Raw genomic sequence first — 18,867 nt, 5'->3', positions numbered from 1 at the left:
AAAAGTACCTTTCTTGAACTGACCTGTAATAAAAGAGACGACCTATTATATGTATAGAATAGAAACACCAAAAACGGAGCAACAACTTGAAGCGTATTTCCATTTCCGTTGGGAAATGTTGAGAGAACCTTGGAATCATCCCTTAGGTTCAGAGAAAGATGAATACGAACAAGTTGGTGAACACCGTATGGTGGTTGATGGAAACGGCAAAGTCGTTGCCGTAGGGCGAGTACATTTAAATATGTCTGAGGAAGCGCAGATTAGACATATTGCGGTTGCTAAAGATTGTCAAGGTAAAGGCTTAGGCAAGTTAATCTATTCAGCTTTAGAAGAAGTGGCGCGTCAACAGGGTGCAACCCGATTAGTTACCAATAGTCGACAAATCTCTATCGAGTTCTTTGAAGCCTGTGGGTTTGCAGTTGAAAAAGAAGCTCCGACTGAAATGGGAAAATTGAAACGTACCCAAATGATTAAAAAGCTTTCCGATGTAAACCAAGTCATGCTCCACCCTAAATGGTGTCAGGAACTGCAAAATACGTGGCATGAAACCATTCCGATTAGTGAGCAAATGGGAATTCAACTCTATCAATACAGCGGTAAGACTTTAGAAGTTCGAGCGTCGTTAAATAAAAATATCAATTTGCACGGCACTATGTTCGCCGGCAGTATTTTTTCGTTGGCTACCTTGACAGGCTGGGGCATGATCCATTTAAAGCTAAAAGAAAAAGGGTTGGGTGGTGAAATCGTGTTAGGAGACGGCGATATCCATTACCACAAACCTATTACCATGCAACCTAGGGCTTTATGTAACATTGAGTCATTAGAAGGCAGGCTTGAAATGCTGGAGAGAAATAAAAAAGTAGCAGTGAAACTCCAAGTCGATATTTTAGATGGTGAATCGCCAGTAGCTGAGTTTAAAGGTGTTTTTTGGGTATTGCCGAGTAAAGGTGAAGAGCTAGAACAGGCAAACTAATTAATCTGACGAGAATATTTAGACAGGAAAAACAACTATAAAAAAAGCGCGATTAAATCGCGCTTTTTAATGAAATCATAGTGAATGATTAAACTGCGTTTTTATGCCGCCATTGCAGACTGCAACTTTTTCATCGCATTTTTTTCAATCTGACGAACACGCTCAGCTGAAACTTCATATTTATCAGCCAAATCTTGTAGTGTTAGTTTGTCGTCAGACAACCAACGAGTTTGGATAATATGCTGACTGCGTTCATCTAAAGTTTTAATCGCTGAATGTAAGCGTTTTGAAGCGTTTGTATCCCAATCGGAGTTAATCACTTCATTTTCGACATCAGTGGTTTTATCTTCTAGGAACTGTACAGGCGCAAAACTGCCACTTTCATCATCATCAGCAGACAAATCAAAGGCTTGATCTTGGCTACTCATGCGAGCTTCCATCTGCAACACTTCTTTTGTGCTAACACCTAGCTCTTGAGCAACTTTTTGCACTTCATCATGGGTAAACCAACCTAAACGCTTTTTATTTTTACGTAGGTTAAAAAACAATTTACGCTGTGCTTTCGTTGTTGCTACCTTAACGATACGCCAGTTTTTCAGTACGAACTCATGAATTTCCGCTTTAATCCAATGTACCGCGAAAGACACTAATCTCACACCTACAGTTGGGTCAAAACGTTTCACGGCCTTCATAAGGCCAATGTTACCTTCTTGAATAAGGTCAGCTTGGGGTAATCCATATCCTGAGTAGGATTTAGCAATGTGTACAACAAAACGTAAATGGGACATAACCAGCTTTCGTGCAGCTTCAATGTCTTCATCTCGCTGCAAACGTTCTGCTAGCTGTCGCTCTTCTTCCACAGTGAGCATATTAATGCTACTAACAGCTTGAATATAAGATTCAATACTACCACTGTGAGGAACGCTTAATGCCATAGCTTGCATATTTGTGCTCATGTTCACCTCGTTATTCGTTACAGCCCAGTATTCTAGCAATACAAATGGGCAAAGCCAATTATCTATTACGTATATAGACCGTAAAAGGTCATAAATAATTCACTTAAACTGAAAAAATTTGTCTATATAGAAGACATTCAGGATATATGGGGACGAAGAATCATATTTAAAGGTTTAATTTTAAATTAAAATAGATCAATATACTCGTCTAAAATTCAGTCAAGAAGAACAAGTATTAGGCAAGGATAAATGTTTTCATACATTGCACGACAAGCTATTTTTGACAAGCAGATGCATGTATTTGCTTATGAACTACTTTTTCGTGATGGTGAAGATAACACCCTACCCAACATTGAGTCTAATGAAAAAACGGCCAAGCTGATTACTTATAGCCACTTCAGCGTTGGAATAGAAGAAGTCGCAGACGGCAAAGCTGCTTTGATTAATTTTCCAACTGATACTTTACTCTATCGATTTCCCACATTATTTGAACCACACAGTGTTATTGTCGGTATAGTAAATAACATCGAGGTATCCAAAAAACTTTTAGAAGCCTTAAAACACATTAAGGGGTTAGGATACAAATTAGCCTTAAACGACTATGATTTTGACCCTAAATGGGATCCCATACTTACTATTGTCAGCTACATTAAAATCGACGTTTCGGCAACTAATGTACAATTAATCAAAGACAATAAAGCACGTTTTCAGCAGACCAAAATTAAACTTATTGCAACGGAAATTGAAAGCGCCACTTTGTTCGCACAATGCTGTGAACTTGGTTTCGATTATTTCCAGGGTTACTTTTTCTTTCAACCTGAAACCCAAAAGCAAAAAAACATCCCAAGTTCGAAGCTTAATTTGTTAGATTTAATGCGTGAAAGCGCAAATCCACAATTAGACTTTAATAAAATACGGCAGATATTAGAAAAAGATGTAGGCCTTTCTTATATGCTGATGCGCTTCATAAACAACCCAATTATGAATAAGCGAAATAAAATTGAATCCTTGAGTCATGCTTTAAATTACATGGGCGAGGTGGAAATCAAAAAGTTTATCGCCTTAGTCGCTATCGCCAACTTGAGTGATGAAAAGCCAACCGAATTAATTCGATTATCTTTGGTACGCGCAAAATTGTGTGAGCTCATATCTGTGGCTAAACAAGATGCTGATAATCCCCCCAAAGGCTTCTTAGTGGGTTTATTTTCACTATTAGATGCGCTGTTAGATCAAAAAATGGCGAATTTATTGAGAAAGTTACCCCTGAGTAGTGATTTAAACGATGCGCTAAATGGTATACATGGTCAACTTAGAGAATATTTAGTCATTGCTCGCGCGTTTGAATATGGCGATTGGAAAGGGATCTCTCATCATTCAACTAAACTTGAACTTGATCAAGACATGTTGCATAGTTTTTATCATGAATCGATAAAATGGGCGTCAGCAATCGTAAGCTCAATTCATCGGAAATAAAATAATTAGAAATGACAAATTAATTTTTGTGTAAATGGAATAATAGGGGTTTTGATGTTCGCTTTTGTGGCTCGGCAACCAATTTTAGACAGGGATAAAGAAGTATTTGCCTATGAATTATTATTTAGAGACGGCAAAAATAATTGTTTCCCTGACAAACTAGTTGAGCCCTACCAACCTCAACCCGAAAATCAATCAAACCTCAAATTGGCATTAGATGACATTTCCTGTCAGAAAACGTCTTTTATTAATTTTACCAATGAGACCATTTTAAAAGGCCTACCTAATAGCTTAGATCCCAATACAGTTGTAGTCGAAATATCTGAAAATCCCGATGGTGAAGACTCCATAATTGAGGCCTGTAAGAATATCCGTGACATGGGCTTTCAAATAGCCTTAAACGAACCCAAGTTGACCACCAGCAGTGAGTTATTAAGCTTAGTGGATATCGTTAAAATTGATACGTTTCAGCATGCATTTCCAAATATCGCGAAACAAATGCCGCGCTTTTCTAATGCCAACGTAAAAATGGTAGCAGACAATGTAGATACTCTGCAAAATTTCATATCTTTCAATGATTTAGGCTTTGATTATTTCCAAGGTTATTTCTTTTCTAAGCCAGTTAATTTTAATCAAGCTCCACTACCTGTGAACAAATTGTCGTTGGTTGAATTAATCGGTGAAACGGCTAATGAAAGTTTTGGCATAGAACGTATAAATGAAATTATTGAAAGAGATGTTGGTTTGTCATATATGTTGTTGAGATTCATCAACAACCCAATGATCAATAAACGATTTAAAATCACTTCTTTAAAACACGCTCTAAACTACATGGGCGAAGTTGAAATCAAAAAATTCATCGCCCTACTCGCTTTGGCCAATCTAGCTGATGACAAGCCAATGGAGCTATTACATATGTCTTTAGTGCGAGCCAAATTCTGTGACTTATTGGCGAAACACCGAAAAGTAGGAGATAACCCTCCTATTGGATTCATGACTGGATTATTTTCTTTACTCGACGCCCTGTTAGATCAAGACATGCAAGAGCTCGTCACTAAAATACCCATTGTAGATGAAGTGAAATTTGCATTATGTGGTGGAAAGAACGATTTTTATCTCTACATTTTGTTAGCCAGAGCGTTTGAGAGTGCTACGTGGATGAAAGTGAGGAAAATCTCAGAAGTACTGGAAGTTGAACAAAAACACTTACATCACATGTTCAATCAAGCGGTCTTGTGGGGCAATACTATCCGCCAATCAATCTCTCCACACTATCCAAAAGCAATTGCTTAGCTAGTTAAGGAGGAGCCACTCACCTCGATTTAGCTAGAAATAGTCATTAACGTCTATTTTGGTTCAATGCTTCTAACGTGTTTTTGCACTGAGATTATTGAACCGGCCAAACCTAAAAAGATTGACACACCAAGCATCACTAGTAATGACGTCAAGTCTAAGCCAGTTAGATCAAAGTTTTTGTCATACTGAGCAGTCAATGCATCAATACTGCCCCCCATCCACCAGAGTAACAGTATGACCGCAAACCAGGCCATTAAGCCTCCTAGTAAGCCGTACCACATACCTGTGTACATAAACGGACGGTGAATAAACCCATCGGTCGCACCGACCAATTTCATGACCAAGATTTCATCTCGCCGACTTAGGATATTGAGGCGGATCGTGTTGCCAATAATTAACACTACAGCGAGAAACAACAACAGGGCAACTGCGTAGATAAGTTCTTTAGCAATAGATAAAAAACCATGTAAACGCTCTAACCACTTTATGTCGAGTTTACCGACTTCCACATGACGCTCCCGATTGAGTTTCTCTAGCAACTGCTTAGCCGCTGATGGAGTGGTATTTTGAGAAGTTGGATTCACCAAAATAACGTCGGGTAAAGGATTTTCATCTAAGTAATTTAGTGCTTCTCCCAAACCACTTTGTTGTTGAAATTCAATCAACCCTTGGTCAGCAGGAATGTAAGTCACCGAGTCGATTTCTGACCATAGTCCCAATCGCGTAACAAGTTGGTTAGCATCTTTGGATTGTGTGCCTTTCCGCAGGAACAAGGTTATTTCGGAGGCTTGTTGCCAATTTTCAGCAACGGATTCGGCATTTTTAACTAAAATATAGAAAGTACTAGGCAGTGTAATACTCAACCCAAGTACCCCTACCGTCATTAAAGAGGCCAACGGTGCACGCCACAATTCGCCTAAACTACCTAGAGCTTGTCTGACATGACTGACAAAAAACATGTGTATACGTTGAAACATGCCTATTTTCGAAGAATACGCACCTTGAGGGCGACCTTTAAATAGAAGACTCATTAAAAATCGTACTCCTTGGACTCTTCAGTATCCCACTCTTCGCTTAAACCATCGGTGATCATTTGCCCTTGCTTTAGGGTCAACGAGCGATATTTCATGCGAGCAATTAAACCTAAGTCATGGGTGGCAATAAAAACAGAAACACCCGCTTGGTTGAAATCTTCGAATAAACGAATAATTTCCATGGATAACTTAGGATCTAAATTCCCAGTGGGCTCATCGGCCAATAACAGAGGGGGCTTATTAACTACGGCTCTGGCAATACCAACTCGCTGTTGTTCCCCCCCAGAAAGCATTAATGGGAAACTTCTAATTTTGTCCCGCAATCCCACCATTTCTAGTGCTGCATGCACCCGCTTAGTGGTTTCTTTATGGGAATATCCTTCAATCACTAGCGGCAAAGCAACATTGTCAAAGACGGTTTTATCCAATAGCAATTGGTGACTTTGGAAGATCATGCCGATATCTCGACGAATAAACGCAATTTGTCGTCGTTGTATGGTATTTAAATCGTGACCGTTTATAAGTACCTGTCCTACGGTGGGACGCTCCATGATGCTAATGAGTTTCAACAGGGTACTTTTACCTGCACCAGAGTGACCGGTCAAAAATGCCATTTCACCAGGTTCAATATGAAAACTCACTTTTCGCAAAGCTTGCTGTCCGCCTGGATAAGTTTTACTAACCTGTTCAAACTTGATCACGATATTACCTACACTTAACTTTCGTTATCTTGAAATAGCGCTTCTACAAACTGTTGGCTATCAAATGGACGCAGGTCATCAATTCCTTCGCCGACACCAATGTAACGAATAGGGACGTCGAACTTATCAGCGATTGCGAATATGACGCCGCCTTTTGCCGTGCCGTCTAGCTTAGTCAAGGTTATACCACTCAAACCTACAGCTTCATCAAAGAGTTTAGTTTGGCTAATGGCGTTTTGTCCGGTACCGGCATCAATAGTTAACATAATTTCATGAGGGGCATGTGGATTTATCTTTTTCATTACCCGCACAACTTTCTTAAGTTCTTCCATTAAATGATCTTTATTTTGCAATCGGCCAGCGGTATCCGCTATCAAAATATCAACATTTTTAGCTTTAGCAGATTGGAACGCATCAAAGATAACAGATGCACTGTCAGAACCCGTTTGTTGTGCAACCACGGGTATATTGTTTCGCTCGCCCCACACTTGGAGCTGCTCAACTGCCGCGGCGCGGAAAGTATCCCCCGCTGCCAACATGACTTTTTTGCCTTGTTGTTGGAATTGTTTTGCTAATTTACCAATGGTGGTGGTTTTACCCACACCATTTACACCCACCATTAGAATCACAAAAGGTCCATCCGTGCCTTCGAATTTAAGGGGTTCGCTAGATTTGCCTAAAATCTCCGACATTTGTTGTTTCAGCAGTTGATATAAGGCTTCTCCATCTTTCAACTGAGAACGGTTGGCGCTTTCGGTCAACTCATTAATTATTTTACTGGTGGTATCCATTCCCAAGTCGGCGACCAACAACTGGGTTTCCAGTTCCTCAAACAAGTCGTCATCGATGGTTTTGCCTTTGAACAAACTAACAAAACCACTTCCCAAATTTTGTTTGGTGCGCGACAGCCCACGTTTCAGTTTGCTGAAGAAGCCTTCTGGCTCTGGCTCTGGCTCTGGCTCTGGCTCTGGCTCTGGCTCTGGCTCTGGCTCTGGCTCTGGCTCTGGCTCTGGCTCTACAGGAGTGTGTTGCTCTGTAGCCACAGCGTCAATGGATTGAAGCTGTTGTGTGCTGTCTTTACTGCTCCCCTCATCAACTTCAAGGTTATCATCCTTGTTTACTGAAGATGTATCATTGGGGGAGGATTCTTCAGGCAACTCCTTTTGAGCCTCTGGCGCAGAGAATTCTTGCTTCTCAAGGTCATCGTTACCGATATCCTGTAACGCCTCATCTTGCTCAACGGACGGCTTAGATTTTTCATCTTTATCTTTATTAAACCAGCGGAAAAATTTCGACATGCTTTAGTTAATTCTCTTGATAATGTGAGTCTTCAATTTTGTCTTTCTAAGCAACAAAAATCGACTAATATAAAGTTTCTTGATAGCGACCTGCCTTTTCAAAAAGTGTGCATGCAGAAAAGTGCTTAAAGGTATACACTATCGTCCAATTTTGACAATCATAGCATTTCTTGGATTCATGAAGCGAGGCGTAAAAAAGCAAAATGCCATCACCGGCTCAATCCGGGTGATAAGTGGCAAGTGGCGAGGCAGAAAGTTACCTGTTTTAGAGGCACAAGGTTTGCGTCCAACAACGGACAGAATGAAAGAAACCTTGTTTAATTGGTTAATGCCCTATGTCAACGAAAGTCGTTGTTTAGATATGTTTGCTGGAAGTGGCAGCCTTGGTTTTGAATCTCTCTCAAGACATGCTAGTAGTGCGACCTTCATCGAGTTAGATAAGGTAGCTGCCAAGCTAATTACCAGCAATCTCGAAAAACTAAAGGTTGAAGACCAACAAACTCAGGTGATGCAGGGCAATAGCCTTGAGGTATGTAGCAGACTAAACCACAGTTTTGATCTTGTTTTTATCGATCCTCCCTTTAATGCTGGATTAGTACCTAAGGCAATCGACGTAATCAACCAAAATAACTTAGTGACGACACAAAGCGTGGTTTACATAGAATGTGAAGCACAAAACCAAAATTACCAAGTGCCAGACAATTGGCAATGCATCAAAGAAAAATCAACTCAAAGTGTGTCGAGCAAACTCTTTATAGTGAGTTAATTTCTAATCCAAGGTTCGACACACCTTCGCTTGTTACCATTTCACGAAGTAATTTCACACTTTTTGCACCTTCAGGCAAAGCAGTAATATTTTCTAGCAATTCGTTTTGAAATGCCACTTCCCATTGCATCAAGGGGTGCTCTTTTATTTCTTGAGAGCTCAATGATTTATCAGATACCAATTCAACAAAAGCTTCCACACTACCTTGCGATAATTTAGAAACAATAACTGCACCTTGAGGTTCATCATTAGTTATCAAAGAGATGATGGCCGCTAATGAAATGGCGGCATCAATAGCGGGGTAGACCCCAAAACTATCGTGCTCAGCAGCGTCAGGGGTCACACTTTCGATTTTTTCTAACTGTAAAGCGAAGTTTATTTTAGAGCCTGTGCGTGATAACCACTGCCAAATCGATTCCAAAGACTTGTGGAATTGACCTTCATCGTCGAATTCAGCTGTTTCACAAAACAACTGAAAATTGGGTTTCATGCGCTCGGTTAATGTGGCGGCATAAGCAACTGCATGCCAGCCTGTTAATTCACGCACTTTTTGAAATGTATTTAATTTAGCGCTCAATTCGTCACTCCAATTGAAAAGTAGTTACCTACGCCGTCGAGAAACATTTGTATCGACAACATAATAAGAATCATGCCCATTAAACGCTCTATGGCAATCAAGCCTCGCTCGCCAAGAATCTTAAAAAATACACCAGAAAACAATAAAATACTTGCTGAAACTGCCCAAGCTGAAAAAAGCGCTAACGACCAGTCAAACATTCTTAGGGGATCTTGATTGGCAAGTAATATCAAAGCGGCTAATAATGAAGGGCCGGCAATCATCGGAATAGCCAAAGGAACAATAAAGGGTTCTTGTTCACTTACATCGTCGTCATGGCTACCTTTATTGGGAAAAATCATACGTATGGCGATAAGAAATAAAATGATCCCACCAGCAATACTCACGGCTTGCTGTTTCACATTCAAAAAATCTAACACTGCCTGTCCACTGAATAAGAATATGAACATAATTAGCAATGATAAAATCAACTCTCGAGCCAAAACTTTGCGACGACGCTTAGGCTCAATTGATTTTAAAATGGACATAAATATAGGTAAATTTCCTAATGGATCCATAATTAGGAATAACATTACCGCAGCAGACCAAATATCCATTATACCTCCAACAATCCGAAATTCGCGGCATTGTAAACCTATTTAAGATTTATCCATAATCGAATATAGAACTACCGTAAGTTGTTTGCCTAATCAGTCTCTCATTTTAGAAAGTTGCTAAGCACTAATCGACTCACACCTTATCCTTTCAATGTATAGGTTAAATTGACTTAGTTAAATAAATTTGAGCATAGGATTGATAAAAACCAGATAGTCTAAAGAATAAGATAAATAATGGCTAAACAGATAGAAATATTTAATTCAAAGTGCAGAAATCGAAATTAATGCGGTTCACCAGTGCAGTGAACCGCAAGACTTTTTACAAAATACGACTAAGCCTCTAATAATGCTTGGGCGATACCTCGGATGCCGATACCACTCCCACCGGCGGGCATATGGCTAGTTCCGCTGCCATTATAAGCAGCCGCTAAATCCACATGAATCCAACCTTTTCCTTGATTACCCACGAAACGAGATAAGAAACCAGCTGCATTTGAAGCACCGCCAGCACCCCCACCTTTTTGAGCCCGACTATTTGCCGTATCAGCAAAAGGAGAAGGACACTTATCTTGATGCCATAACTCCAAAGGTAATGGCCATACGGGCTCATGCTGTTTTTCTGATTGAATAATAAATTGTTGAAGTGCCGGTTTATCAAGGGAGAAAACTGCATTGTAATCCCCGCCCACAGCGGCTATTGCTGCTCCAGTAAGGGTGGCAGCATCAATAATTAATGGTGCTTGGGTTTCACTTGCTGCCATTAATCCATCAGCCAATACCAAGCGCCCTTCGGCATCTGTATTAACAATTTCAACTGTTACGCCATTTTTGTAGGTTAAAATATCCCCTAACTTGTATGCATGGCCACTGACTAAATTTTCAGCACAACATAAGAACAATTTAACACGCTTGTTCAATCCTTGCATGATCGCAAGTCCAAGGGCACCGGTAACGGTTGCAGCACCGCCCATGTCACACTTCATACTCAACATGCCTTCACTACTTTTCATACTGTAACCACCGCTATCAAAGGTAATCCCTTTGCCCACAAGGGCTGCGGCCACAGCAGTACTTTCTTCACCGCTTGGGTTGTAATCCACTTCTAATAATACTGGGGGACGTTCACTACCCCTTCCAACATTATAAATACCCACCCAGCCAGCATCCGCTAATTCTTCACCAACACAGTGTTTCACCGAAACTTTATCGCCGCCAAGTTCAGCTAACCAGTCAGCACTGCGTTTCGCCAACTCTTCCGGTGAAAGTTGTTCAGGGGTTTCATTGACTAAGTCACGCGTAAAACTCAAAGCTGCATAACGCTGCTCTAAACTGGTTTTATCACTATTTTCCAGCCATGTTATTTGACCCGCATTTCGCGCTCGACGATAACTAGCCGCTAGAGACCATTGCTGCTCTTCGCTCCAGTTTCCACTAAAAGTAACACCAGATAAATTCATGCCATCTAATTTACGGCCTACCACTGCAATTTTCGATAATTGCGCATCAATAGGATCATCAGTGTTTAAATGAATTGTCGCCGTTTCAGCATCAAAACTAACAAGCGCATTCTCTCCCCATTGTGCTGAGGCTGTTTGATAACTGAGTTCAACTAAAAGATGTGACATACTGGTTTCCTTTTCTTTGACATCCAAGGCTCGTATATATGAGTATTGGAGAAGTTTGCGCAATCTAAAACGCATAATGTGAGAGGTAATATGCTGTTCCCTAGTCCACTTATCAAGGGCAAATTAATAAAACGCTACAAACGATTCTTGGCCGATGTTGAGCTAGAAGATGGTTCCATTGTAACTGCTCATTGTCCAAATACCGGTGCTATGACGGGCTGCGGTGACCCTGGATTTGAAGTGTGGTTAAGCCCTGCCAACAACCCCAAACGAAAATTAGCCTATACCTGGGAGCTAAGTAAAAACCTGCAAGGGGATTGGATTGGTGTAAATACGCAAAATGCGAATAAATTAGTGGCCGAAGCCTTTAATCTCTCTATAGTGGAAGAGTTAGTCCAATACCAAGGATATAAACCTGAGGTAAAATATGGAGAAGAAAACAGTAGAATTGATTTCATGTTAACCTCGGACACTTTGCCCGACTGTTATGTTGAAGTGAAATCCGTTACCTTATTAAGGGATGGGATCGGATATTTCCCAGATGCTAAAACCCAACGAGGTAGTAAACATTTACGCGAACTAAGTAGCATTGCAAAATCTGGAAAACGGGCGGTTTTATTATTTTGCAGTCAACACACAGGCATCAAAAATATTCGCGTTGCCGAAGACATAGATCCAGAATATTCGGCGACTTTACGAGCAGCAATTGACTCTGGTGTGCAAATTATCGCCTACAGCTGCAAATTGTCTGAAGAAAAAATACAATTAAATCAAAAGCTAAGCTTCAATCTATAAAAAAAAGGTTGATTTTTTATTTAAGGAGTCTATGTTTGCGAGTCGTAAAAAACAGCACATTGTTTTTTATTCAAAAAAATTGGTATCTACTAGGCCAATTTTACCGCTGATAAAGCGTAACAGTTACATATATTCGACCAAGCCTAATTTGCTGGGATAATAGCAATCTGCTATATATCCTCATTCGCTAAACAACGTTTGTGTCGTAGTGTAGGAGAATTGGCACATGCCAACTGGAAAAGAAAAAAGTTTAGGATTAATAGCACTAGCTGGTCTAACTCCTTATCAGGAAAAAGACGGCGAAGAGTATATGAACGATGCTCAACTCGAGCATTTCCGTAAAATATTGTCAGCATGGCGCGCTCAACTTCGCGAAGAAGTGGATCGTACTGTTCACCATATGCAGGATGAAGCGGCTAATTTCCCAGATCCAGTAGATCGAGCGGCTCAAGAAGAAGAATTCAGCCTAGAGCTTCGTACTCGCGACCGTGAACGTAAATTAATTAAGAAAATTGAAAAAACTTTAAAACGTATTGAAGAAGACGATTTCGGGTTTTGTGACACATGCGGTATCGAAATTGGTGTAAGGCGTCTAGAAGCTCGTCCTACCGCTGATTTATGTATCGATTGTAAGACGCTAGCTGAAATTAAAGAAAAACAGCTACAAGGTTAATTTTTTAAGTTAATTCAAAAGCCGCTAACTTGCGGCTTTTGTCGTTTCTAGAGCGTTAACTTTAAGTTGGTGATTATTGATGAACCAAACTGGTTATGTTGGCCGATTTGCACCTAGTCCTTCGGGGCCTTTACATATGGGTTCCTTGGTAACCGCTCTGGGCAGTTTTTTGCAAGCAAAAGTAAATAACGGCAAGTGGCTGCTGCGCATTGATGATATCGATCCGCCCAGAATTCAAGCTGGCGCCATTGAAAATATACAGTCATGTTTAACCGCTCACGGTTTGATTTGGGACGGTGATGTTTTTTTTCAAAGTCAAAACGCCGAGCATTACGAACGCATTATATCCCAACTCAACAGTCAAAAGTTACTTTACCCATGTGAATGTACTCGTGGGAAAATTAAAGCCCTTGGAGAATTTTATAAGGGGACTTGCAGAGAAAAAACGCAAGTCAAATCACCCTATTCTCTGCGCTTGAAAAATCAATTTGAAATTTCTCAAATTGAAGACCGTCGATTAGGAACACTTCAGGTTAATAGTCAGGCCACTCAAGAAGATTTTATTGTTAGGCGCAAAGATGGTTTGTACGCCTACCATCTTGCCTCTGTGGCTGATGATATTCAGATGGGGATAACTGAAATTGTTAGGGGCGAGGATTTAATTACGGCCACAGCGTGCCAGTGGGCATTATTTAAGACTTTAGGAAGGACACCACCAGAATGTTTGCATTTACCCTTAGTGACCTTTGCTGACGGACGTAAATTCAGCAAACAAAACCATGCGCCTGGTTTAGATTTAAGTAAACCTGTTAAAAATCTCACAGACGCATTGGCTTATCTGAATTTAACCGTACCAAACTCATTTCAATCTAATCATCAGATAGACGAAGTTCTAAGTTGGGCGATTCATGCTTGGGCAGATTCACCTTCTAACATTTTATAAAACGCCATAGTGACACCATTGGTCCAGCCAAAACCATGTTGCACCTCATACTCACCGCCTTGGGCACTAAACTCAATCTGTTGAACGTTATATTTTTCCATTAAGCTGCCATTTAACTGAAAGTAACGCTCTACGGTGGAAAGCCACTTTTGCATAATCTCCAATGCTAAATCATCTTGTTGATATTGCTGCAAACCTTTGACTGCAAACCAATGTAACGGTGCCCAACCATTAGGTGCATCCCACTGCTGTTGAGTCTGACAAAGGGTGGTAATAAGCCCGCCTACAGACAAGAACTCATTTTTTAGGCGTGAAGCTACTGCTGCGGCCTGTGATGGCTCGGCAAGGGCCACAAATAAGGGTAAAACTCCCGCCAAAGAAATGATCTTAGATTGACGTTGGGTCAGCAGATTGAAATCCATATAAAACCCAAGCTCTGTATTCCACAAATATGATTGAATATTTTGTTTACGTTGCTCTGATTTTTGCAGGTATTCCAAACTTTTTGACTGTTCGCCTAATTTGCCCCAATAGTTACTCAAAAGCACTTCGAGTTTATACATCAAGCAATTCAAATCGATTGGTACAATTTTAGTTGTTTGAATGGTTTGTAAATCTTCAGGATCAGCAAGCCAGCGTGAACTAAAATCCCAACCTGATTCACAGGCCGCACGAATGTTACGATAAAAATGCGTTTTATTATCACCCTGTTTATCCGCCGCAGCATGCATGTCTTCAGCGTAGGACTCTGGACGAGGCGTACCTTGATCATCCCAGTATCGATTTAGTAAGCCGCCGTTGGGCATTCTTACCACATGCCTATGGGCTTCATACGGTTGACTTAATTGTTCTGCACCTTGCATCCAAAATGCATATTCAGTTTCCATCGCCTCTGTACATTGAATTAAAAACTGAGTATCTGCTGTTTCAGTATCTGAGCTCACCAACAAGTCTGCCATCATGGCTAATATTGGCGGTTGTGAGCGACTGTAGTAATAACTCCGATTTCCATTAGGGATGCATCCAATACTCTGCTGCAATTGAATAAAGTTTAAAAGCATCGACTTGACCAATTCCCAACGCCCAGAGTGCAGTAACCCTAGCGCTGTAAAGTAGCTATCCCAATAGTAAATCTCACGAAAGCGACCACCAGGAACGATATACGGCCGTTTTAAGGGCAATAGAGAGTTATTACCCTGTTCATCCGGTTGTTTCATCAATACCGGCCATAGGGCTTCAACATGCTCTGCCACAGTTTTATGCACTATGTGTTGTTCAAGCTCAATGGGCTCGGGCAAACTGAAAAATTCAGTAACAAAATCAGCTAAGTTAAAGTCGGCTTGTGCTGATTGCCTTTCAAACTCGTGATATATCTTCGACCAACTAGTTTTAGGCGTTGCATCGGCAAACTGCTTACTGTCTTTAAAAAGACCCGTGGTTTGCACCTGATGAAACAAGGCACTATCAAAAAAAGTTAAACTATCAGTAAATTCTTGTGGCGGATTTAACACCTTAACCTTACTCATGTTATCTCCTCCAATTTACTCGTTATCTCAGGTTCAATTCGGTTTGCTGAACGTCGAAATAAAAATAAGGTTAAAGCAATCAATAACATAGGGATTAAAGACAAATAGAAAGCAGTTTGGCCGCCAAAGGACTCAAACACGAAACCGGTAATAATTGAGCCTGTGGTACCACCAAGCGCAGAAAATACCACTATTAATCCAGTCATGGGTGCATGTAAGGCTTTCTCCAACGAGCTTAACATTACGGAATTAATCACCGGGTATATAGGAGCCATTAATAATCCAACTAAGGGTAGTAAATAAGCGGCCAAAGGGGCGTCCAGCACATTAGAAATAGTTGCGATTTGACCTGCATTTTGCACCGCATTAGCAAGGGGTAAACATAACAACATTAATATCGCCATGCCTGCTAAACATAGGTTTAGAAACCAATACCAGTTCATAAAACGCAGTAATTGTCCTGCCAATAAACGTCCTACTGCAATGGCTGCGGCAAATATACTGGTTATTTGAATACTGACATCCAAGGGCAAATGTAATATTTCATTATTGAATGTAGGCAGCCAGGTACCAATCCCTTGTTCGATTAATACATAAAAGAAAATAGACAATACAAACACTAGCACTAAGGGTCGGTAAGTCAGCTTTATCATCTCCATGAAATCATCAATTAGTGGTCTGGATAAAGCAGGTTTAGTGGGCTTTTTAATGGGTGATAAGGCCACAGCAAGTATAGTAAATGCGATTAACCCAGCAAGTAGATAGTACACATTCATCCAGCTTAATGAGCTAGGGTTATCAGCATCAATAAAGCCACTAAACAACCAGTAGCCAGATAACACGCCAAGCATAAAAATGCCTTCGATGGTGTTTAGCAGTGAGGCATGACTTTTAGTATCATCGGAGAGTTGACCTATGATGCTGTAAACAGACACTTTTATCAGCGCAAACGCCGTTCCAATACAAGCGAAAAGTATTTGTATCATGCTAAATTGCGCAAATAATGGGGTCAACGCACAGACCACAGCAACCAAAATTAGCCCTGACATCATTGCTAATTTATAACCTACTCTGGGCACAAATGCGGCAATCGCAAAAGATACAAAAGCAATGGAAAGATCTTTAAACCCCTCTAAAGAACTAGCTACAGGTTTACTAATATCAAAGCTATTTATCGATTGCAGAATCACCGCACCAACACTATTTAATAAAATAGCGAAAATAAAGTAGCAAGCTGCAATGGCAAATATGGTCATAAATCTAGGCATTAACGTCACCAATTAAAGGCGTAAAATGATTGAATAAAAAAGCGCGCTAATCGCGCTGCAAACTAGAGTTTATTAGTAAAACTCATAACTCACACTAAATGTTGCTGAACGAGGCATAATAAATCGTCAATTTGGTGTAGTTGGATTTGGCGGATCCCCCTCCGTCAAAGCACCTTCATCGGTGATGCATACAAGGTCACACTTGAGTTACTAAAAACTAGTGGAATCGGTGCATTTAGACACCCAACTAATTACCCGTAACTCCAGTGTTCGAAATGCAAAATAACAGTAATTAATCCCTCTATTTTGTAGTTGAATCAAAATTAGCGATAACTTGCTATAGCAACAGATAGAAAATACTTTTCATCCAGTATATCATTGCGCGCCAATTAAAATAATTTGTGTTATCAGGAGCCAACGCATCATTTCTCGAGTGATCAAAAAGGTCAAAAATGCTTTGACAAAAAACGCGGAAGAATATCATTCGGATATACTTAATCCGAAGGTAATTACCCGTGGTGAGCACGGCATTTCTAGAAAAGGCATCAGTGACAATGCCCTAAAGGTATTGTATCGCTTAAATGGTGCCGGATTCGATGCGTATCTAGTCGGTGGTTGTGTTCGCGATCTTATTTTAGGATTGCAGCCCAAAGACTTTGATGTGGTTACTAATGCCACCCCTGATGAAGTAAAAGCACTGTTCAAAAACTGTCGTTTGATCGGCCGTCGCTTTCGCTTAGCCCATGTGGTTTTTGGTCGTGAGATCATCGAAGTGGCCACGTTTAGAGGCCATCACCAAAACAGTACAGATGAAAAAGGCAAAAAACCTGCTGAAGTACTGGGTAAACAAAGTCAAGAAGGACAAATACTTAGAGACAATGTATTTGGTAGCATTGAAGAAGATGCAGAGCGTCGTGACTTTACTGTCAATGCCATGTATTACCGAGTAACCGACTTCACAGTGACTGACTTTGCCAATGGCATGCAAGCAATCAAAGATAAACGTCTTGAGTTGATTGGCGACCCTGAGACTCGTTACCGAGAAGATCCAGTTAGAATGTTACGGGCGGTGCGATTTGCAGCCAAACTAAATATGCAAATCAGTCCAAAATCTGCCGAAGCAATACATCAATTAGGCAGCTTGTTAAATAATATTCCACCAGCTCGGTTATTTGAAGAAGTGATTAAACTGTTTATTTCCGGACAAGGGCTACGAACCTTTGAACTAATGCAGGAATATGATCTTATTCAGCCACTTTTTCCACAGCTATCGCCTTTGTTAAAAAGCAAGGACAGTCGTGAAAATCAGTTTATTAAAAAAATGCTGATGAACACCGACAATCGCATTAACACCGGTCAAAGAGTCACACCAGCATTTATGTATGCTGCATTTTTGTGGTACCCAATTGAAGAACACTGCCAGAAGCTAATGGACGAAGCAGGTTTGAATCATTTCGACGCTTTCAACATTGCCGTTAACGATGTACTACATCGACAAATTCAACGGATTATGATCCCGAAACGTTTTTCCAGCATGATGCGGGAAATATGGTTGCTACAACTGCGCCTACCAAAACGTTTCGGACGCAGAGCCTATCAAATGTTAGAACACGCGCGTTTTCGTGCAGCCTATGATTTTCTGCTAATACGTGGCCAAATTGAGGGTGGAAAACTACTTGAGTTAGCGGATTGGTGGACTGAATTTCAAGAGGTTAGCCCAGAACAACGCAAACAGATGTTAACCAAGCTTAGGGAAGCGGAAGGTGGCTCTGCTCGTCGTCCTCGCCGTCGTCCGAAAAGAAAGAAACCCAGCGCTTCCTAATGCAATCCGTAATCAGCTACATAGGTTTGGGCAGCAATTTGGCCCAACCCGATCAGCAACTGCAAGATGCATTACGGGCAATTCACGGCCTAAAAGACACCCACGTAAAACAATGCTCCAGTTTTTACGCTAGCAAACCTATGGGCCCACAAGATCAACCAGATTATGTGAATGCAGTAGTTGCAATTGCAACACAATTGTCTGCTGGGGAGTTACTCACCCATTTACAGGCCATCGAACAATTACATGGTCGACAACGAAAATCCGAACGTTGGGGACCGAGAACCTTAGATTTAGACATTATTTTGTACGGCGATGAGCAAATCCAAAGTGAAAACTTGGTAGTGCCCCATTACGGAATGAAAACACGAGAATTTGTACTTTACCCGTTACGTGAGATAGCCCCTGAACTCGTGTTACCATGTGGGAACTCTTTAGTTTCTGTATTAAGTAGCGTACCTAAAAATGGGCTCGAAGTGATCAGAAAGAATGTGACTTGGAAATAAACAAAAGTGGGCAAGCTTCTAATTTTGTTGCACTTTTCA

18 protein-coding genes are annotated in these 18,867 nt (G+C 40.7%); 9 read left to right on the top strand and 9 right to left on the bottom strand.

Features of this window, described 5'->3' with window-relative positions; translation table 11 throughout:
• Positions 1-49: 49 nt before the first annotated feature.
• The gene (locus AB6T38_RS10405; RefSeq protein WP_372547260.1) at positions 50-973 is read left to right on the top strand and encodes a YiiD C-terminal domain-containing protein; all 924 of its coding nucleotides are present in this window, start codon (positions 50-52) and stop codon (positions 971-973) included.
• A 101-nt stretch (positions 974-1,074) separates the two neighbouring features.
• Here the strand turns inward: AB6T38_RS10405 and rpoH are convergent, their stop codons facing one another.
• Positions 1,075-1,929 carry an RNA polymerase sigma factor RpoH gene (gene rpoH, locus AB6T38_RS10400; RefSeq protein WP_348491226.1) on the bottom strand — a complete coding sequence of 285 codons (855 nt, stop codon included), beginning with the start codon at positions 1,927-1,929 and terminating at the stop codon, positions 1,075-1,077.
• Positions 1,930-2,178: 249 nt separating this feature from the next.
• On the opposite strand from rpoH, the gene AB6T38_RS10395 reads away from it, so the two are divergent.
• Complete coding sequence (locus AB6T38_RS10395) at positions 2,179-3,402, top strand: EAL and HDOD domain-containing protein (RefSeq protein WP_372547259.1); 1,224 nt, start codon at positions 2,179-2,181, stop codon at positions 3,400-3,402.
• A gap of 54 nt (positions 3,403-3,456) precedes the next feature.
• Positions 3,457-4,695 carry an EAL and HDOD domain-containing protein gene (locus AB6T38_RS10390; protein ID WP_372547258.1) on the top strand — a complete coding sequence of 413 codons (1,239 nt, stop codon included), beginning with the start codon at positions 3,457-3,459 and terminating at the stop codon, positions 4,693-4,695.
• Positions 4,696-4,748: 53 nt separating this feature from the next.
• Here AB6T38_RS10390 and ftsX read toward each other — a convergent pair whose 3' ends face one another.
• Genes ftsX through ftsY form a run of 3 tightly spaced genes read right to left on the bottom strand, consistent with a single transcriptional unit; the run spans position 4,749 to position 7,731 of the window.
• Positions 4,749-5,729: a permease-like cell division protein FtsX gene (gene ftsX, locus AB6T38_RS10385; protein WP_372547257.1), complete on the bottom strand. Its 981-nt coding sequence runs from the start codon at positions 5,727-5,729 to the stop codon at positions 4,749-4,751.
• Complete coding sequence (gene ftsE, locus AB6T38_RS10380) at positions 5,729-6,433, bottom strand: cell division ATP-binding protein FtsE (protein ID WP_372547256.1); 705 nt, start codon at positions 6,431-6,433, stop codon at positions 5,729-5,731. The genes ftsX and ftsE overlap by 1 nt, the downstream gene beginning before the upstream one ends.
• A gap of 14 nt (positions 6,434-6,447) precedes the next feature.
• Positions 6,448-7,731: a signal recognition particle-docking protein FtsY gene (gene ftsY / locus AB6T38_RS10375; RefSeq protein ID WP_372547255.1), complete on the bottom strand. Its 1,284-nt coding sequence runs from the start codon at positions 7,729-7,731 to the stop codon at positions 6,448-6,450.
• Positions 7,732-7,909: 178 nt separating this feature from the next.
• Here ftsY and rsmD point away from each other — a divergent pair, with 178 nt between their 5' ends.
• A complete protein-coding gene (gene rsmD, locus AB6T38_RS10370) occupies positions 7,910-8,497 on the top strand; it encodes a 16S rRNA (guanine(966)-N(2))-methyltransferase RsmD (protein WP_372547254.1) in 588 nt (195 codons plus the stop codon).
• Here rsmD and AB6T38_RS10365 read toward each other — a convergent pair.
• The 3 genes from AB6T38_RS10365 to pepB all read right to left on the bottom strand — a co-directional run bounded on the left by AB6T38_RS10365 (position 8,484) and on the right by pepB (position 11,295).
• Positions 8,484-9,074, bottom strand: a complete 591-nt coding sequence (locus tag AB6T38_RS10365) for a YjaG family protein (protein ID WP_372547253.1) — start codon at positions 9,072-9,074, stop codon at positions 8,484-8,486. The genes rsmD and AB6T38_RS10365 overlap by 14 nt on opposite strands.
• Complete coding sequence (locus AB6T38_RS10360; protein ID WP_372547252.1) at positions 9,071-9,670, bottom strand: YhgN family NAAT transporter; 600 nt, start codon at positions 9,668-9,670, stop codon at positions 9,071-9,073. The genes AB6T38_RS10365 and AB6T38_RS10360 overlap by 4 nt, the downstream gene beginning before the upstream one ends.
• Before the next feature lie 332 nt (positions 9,671-10,002).
• On the bottom strand, positions 10,003-11,295 hold the full coding sequence (gene pepB / locus AB6T38_RS10355) for an aminopeptidase PepB (protein ID WP_372547251.1): 1,293 nt from the start codon (positions 11,293-11,295) through the stop codon (positions 10,003-10,005).
• Positions 11,296-11,385: 90 nt separating this feature from the next.
• Between pepB and sfsA the strand changes: the two genes are divergently transcribed.
• The 3 genes from sfsA to gluQRS all read left to right on the top strand — a co-directional run bounded on the left by sfsA (position 11,386) and on the right by gluQRS (position 13,706).
• The gene (gene sfsA, locus AB6T38_RS10350; protein ID WP_372547250.1) at positions 11,386-12,090 is read left to right on the top strand and encodes a DNA/RNA nuclease SfsA; all 705 of its coding nucleotides are present in this window, start codon (positions 11,386-11,388) and stop codon (positions 12,088-12,090) included.
• Between the two features lie 226 nt (positions 12,091-12,316).
• Positions 12,317-12,763 (top strand): RNA polymerase-binding protein DksA, encoded by a 447-nt coding sequence (gene dksA / locus AB6T38_RS10345; protein WP_372547249.1) that lies wholly within the window; start codon positions 12,317-12,319, stop codon positions 12,761-12,763.
• Between the two features lie 79 nt (positions 12,764-12,842).
• Positions 12,843-13,706, top strand: coding sequence for a tRNA glutamyl-Q(34) synthetase GluQRS (gene gluQRS, locus AB6T38_RS10340; protein WP_372547248.1), 864 nt, complete (start codon positions 12,843-12,845; stop codon positions 13,704-13,706).
• Here the strand turns inward: gluQRS and treF are convergent.
• Together treF and AB6T38_RS10330 are read right to left on the bottom strand one after the other, a co-directional pair.
• Positions 13,670-15,232: an alpha,alpha-trehalase TreF gene (gene treF / locus AB6T38_RS10335; protein ID WP_372547247.1), complete on the bottom strand. Its 1,563-nt coding sequence runs from the start codon at positions 15,230-15,232 to the stop codon at positions 13,670-13,672. The genes gluQRS and treF overlap by 37 nt on opposite strands.
• Positions 15,229-16,500 carry a sugar MFS transporter gene (locus AB6T38_RS10330; protein ID WP_372547246.1) on the bottom strand — a complete coding sequence of 424 codons (1,272 nt, stop codon included), beginning with the start codon at positions 16,498-16,500 and terminating at the stop codon, positions 15,229-15,231. The genes treF and AB6T38_RS10330 overlap by 4 nt, the downstream gene beginning before the upstream one ends.
• Before the next feature lie 508 nt (positions 16,501-17,008).
• Between AB6T38_RS10330 and pcnB the strand changes: the two genes are divergently transcribed.
• Together pcnB and folK are read left to right on the top strand one after the other, a co-directional pair.
• Positions 17,009-18,322 (top strand): polynucleotide adenylyltransferase PcnB, encoded by a 1,314-nt coding sequence (gene pcnB / locus AB6T38_RS10325; RefSeq protein WP_372547460.1) that lies wholly within the window; start codon positions 17,009-17,011, stop codon positions 18,320-18,322.
• Complete coding sequence (folK, locus tag AB6T38_RS10320) at positions 18,322-18,828, top strand: 2-amino-4-hydroxy-6-hydroxymethyldihydropteridine diphosphokinase (protein WP_372547245.1); 507 nt, start codon at positions 18,322-18,324, stop codon at positions 18,826-18,828. Before pcnB ends, folK begins: the two co-directional genes overlap by 1 nt.
• Positions 18,829-18,867: the final 39 nt, after the last annotated feature.

This window comes from Aliiglaciecola sp. SL4 (assembly GCF_041538045.1).
Lineage (GTDB): Bacteria > Pseudomonadota > Gammaproteobacteria > Enterobacterales > Alteromonadaceae > Aliiglaciecola.
This window is presented reverse-complemented; position numbering and strand designations above follow the sequence as displayed.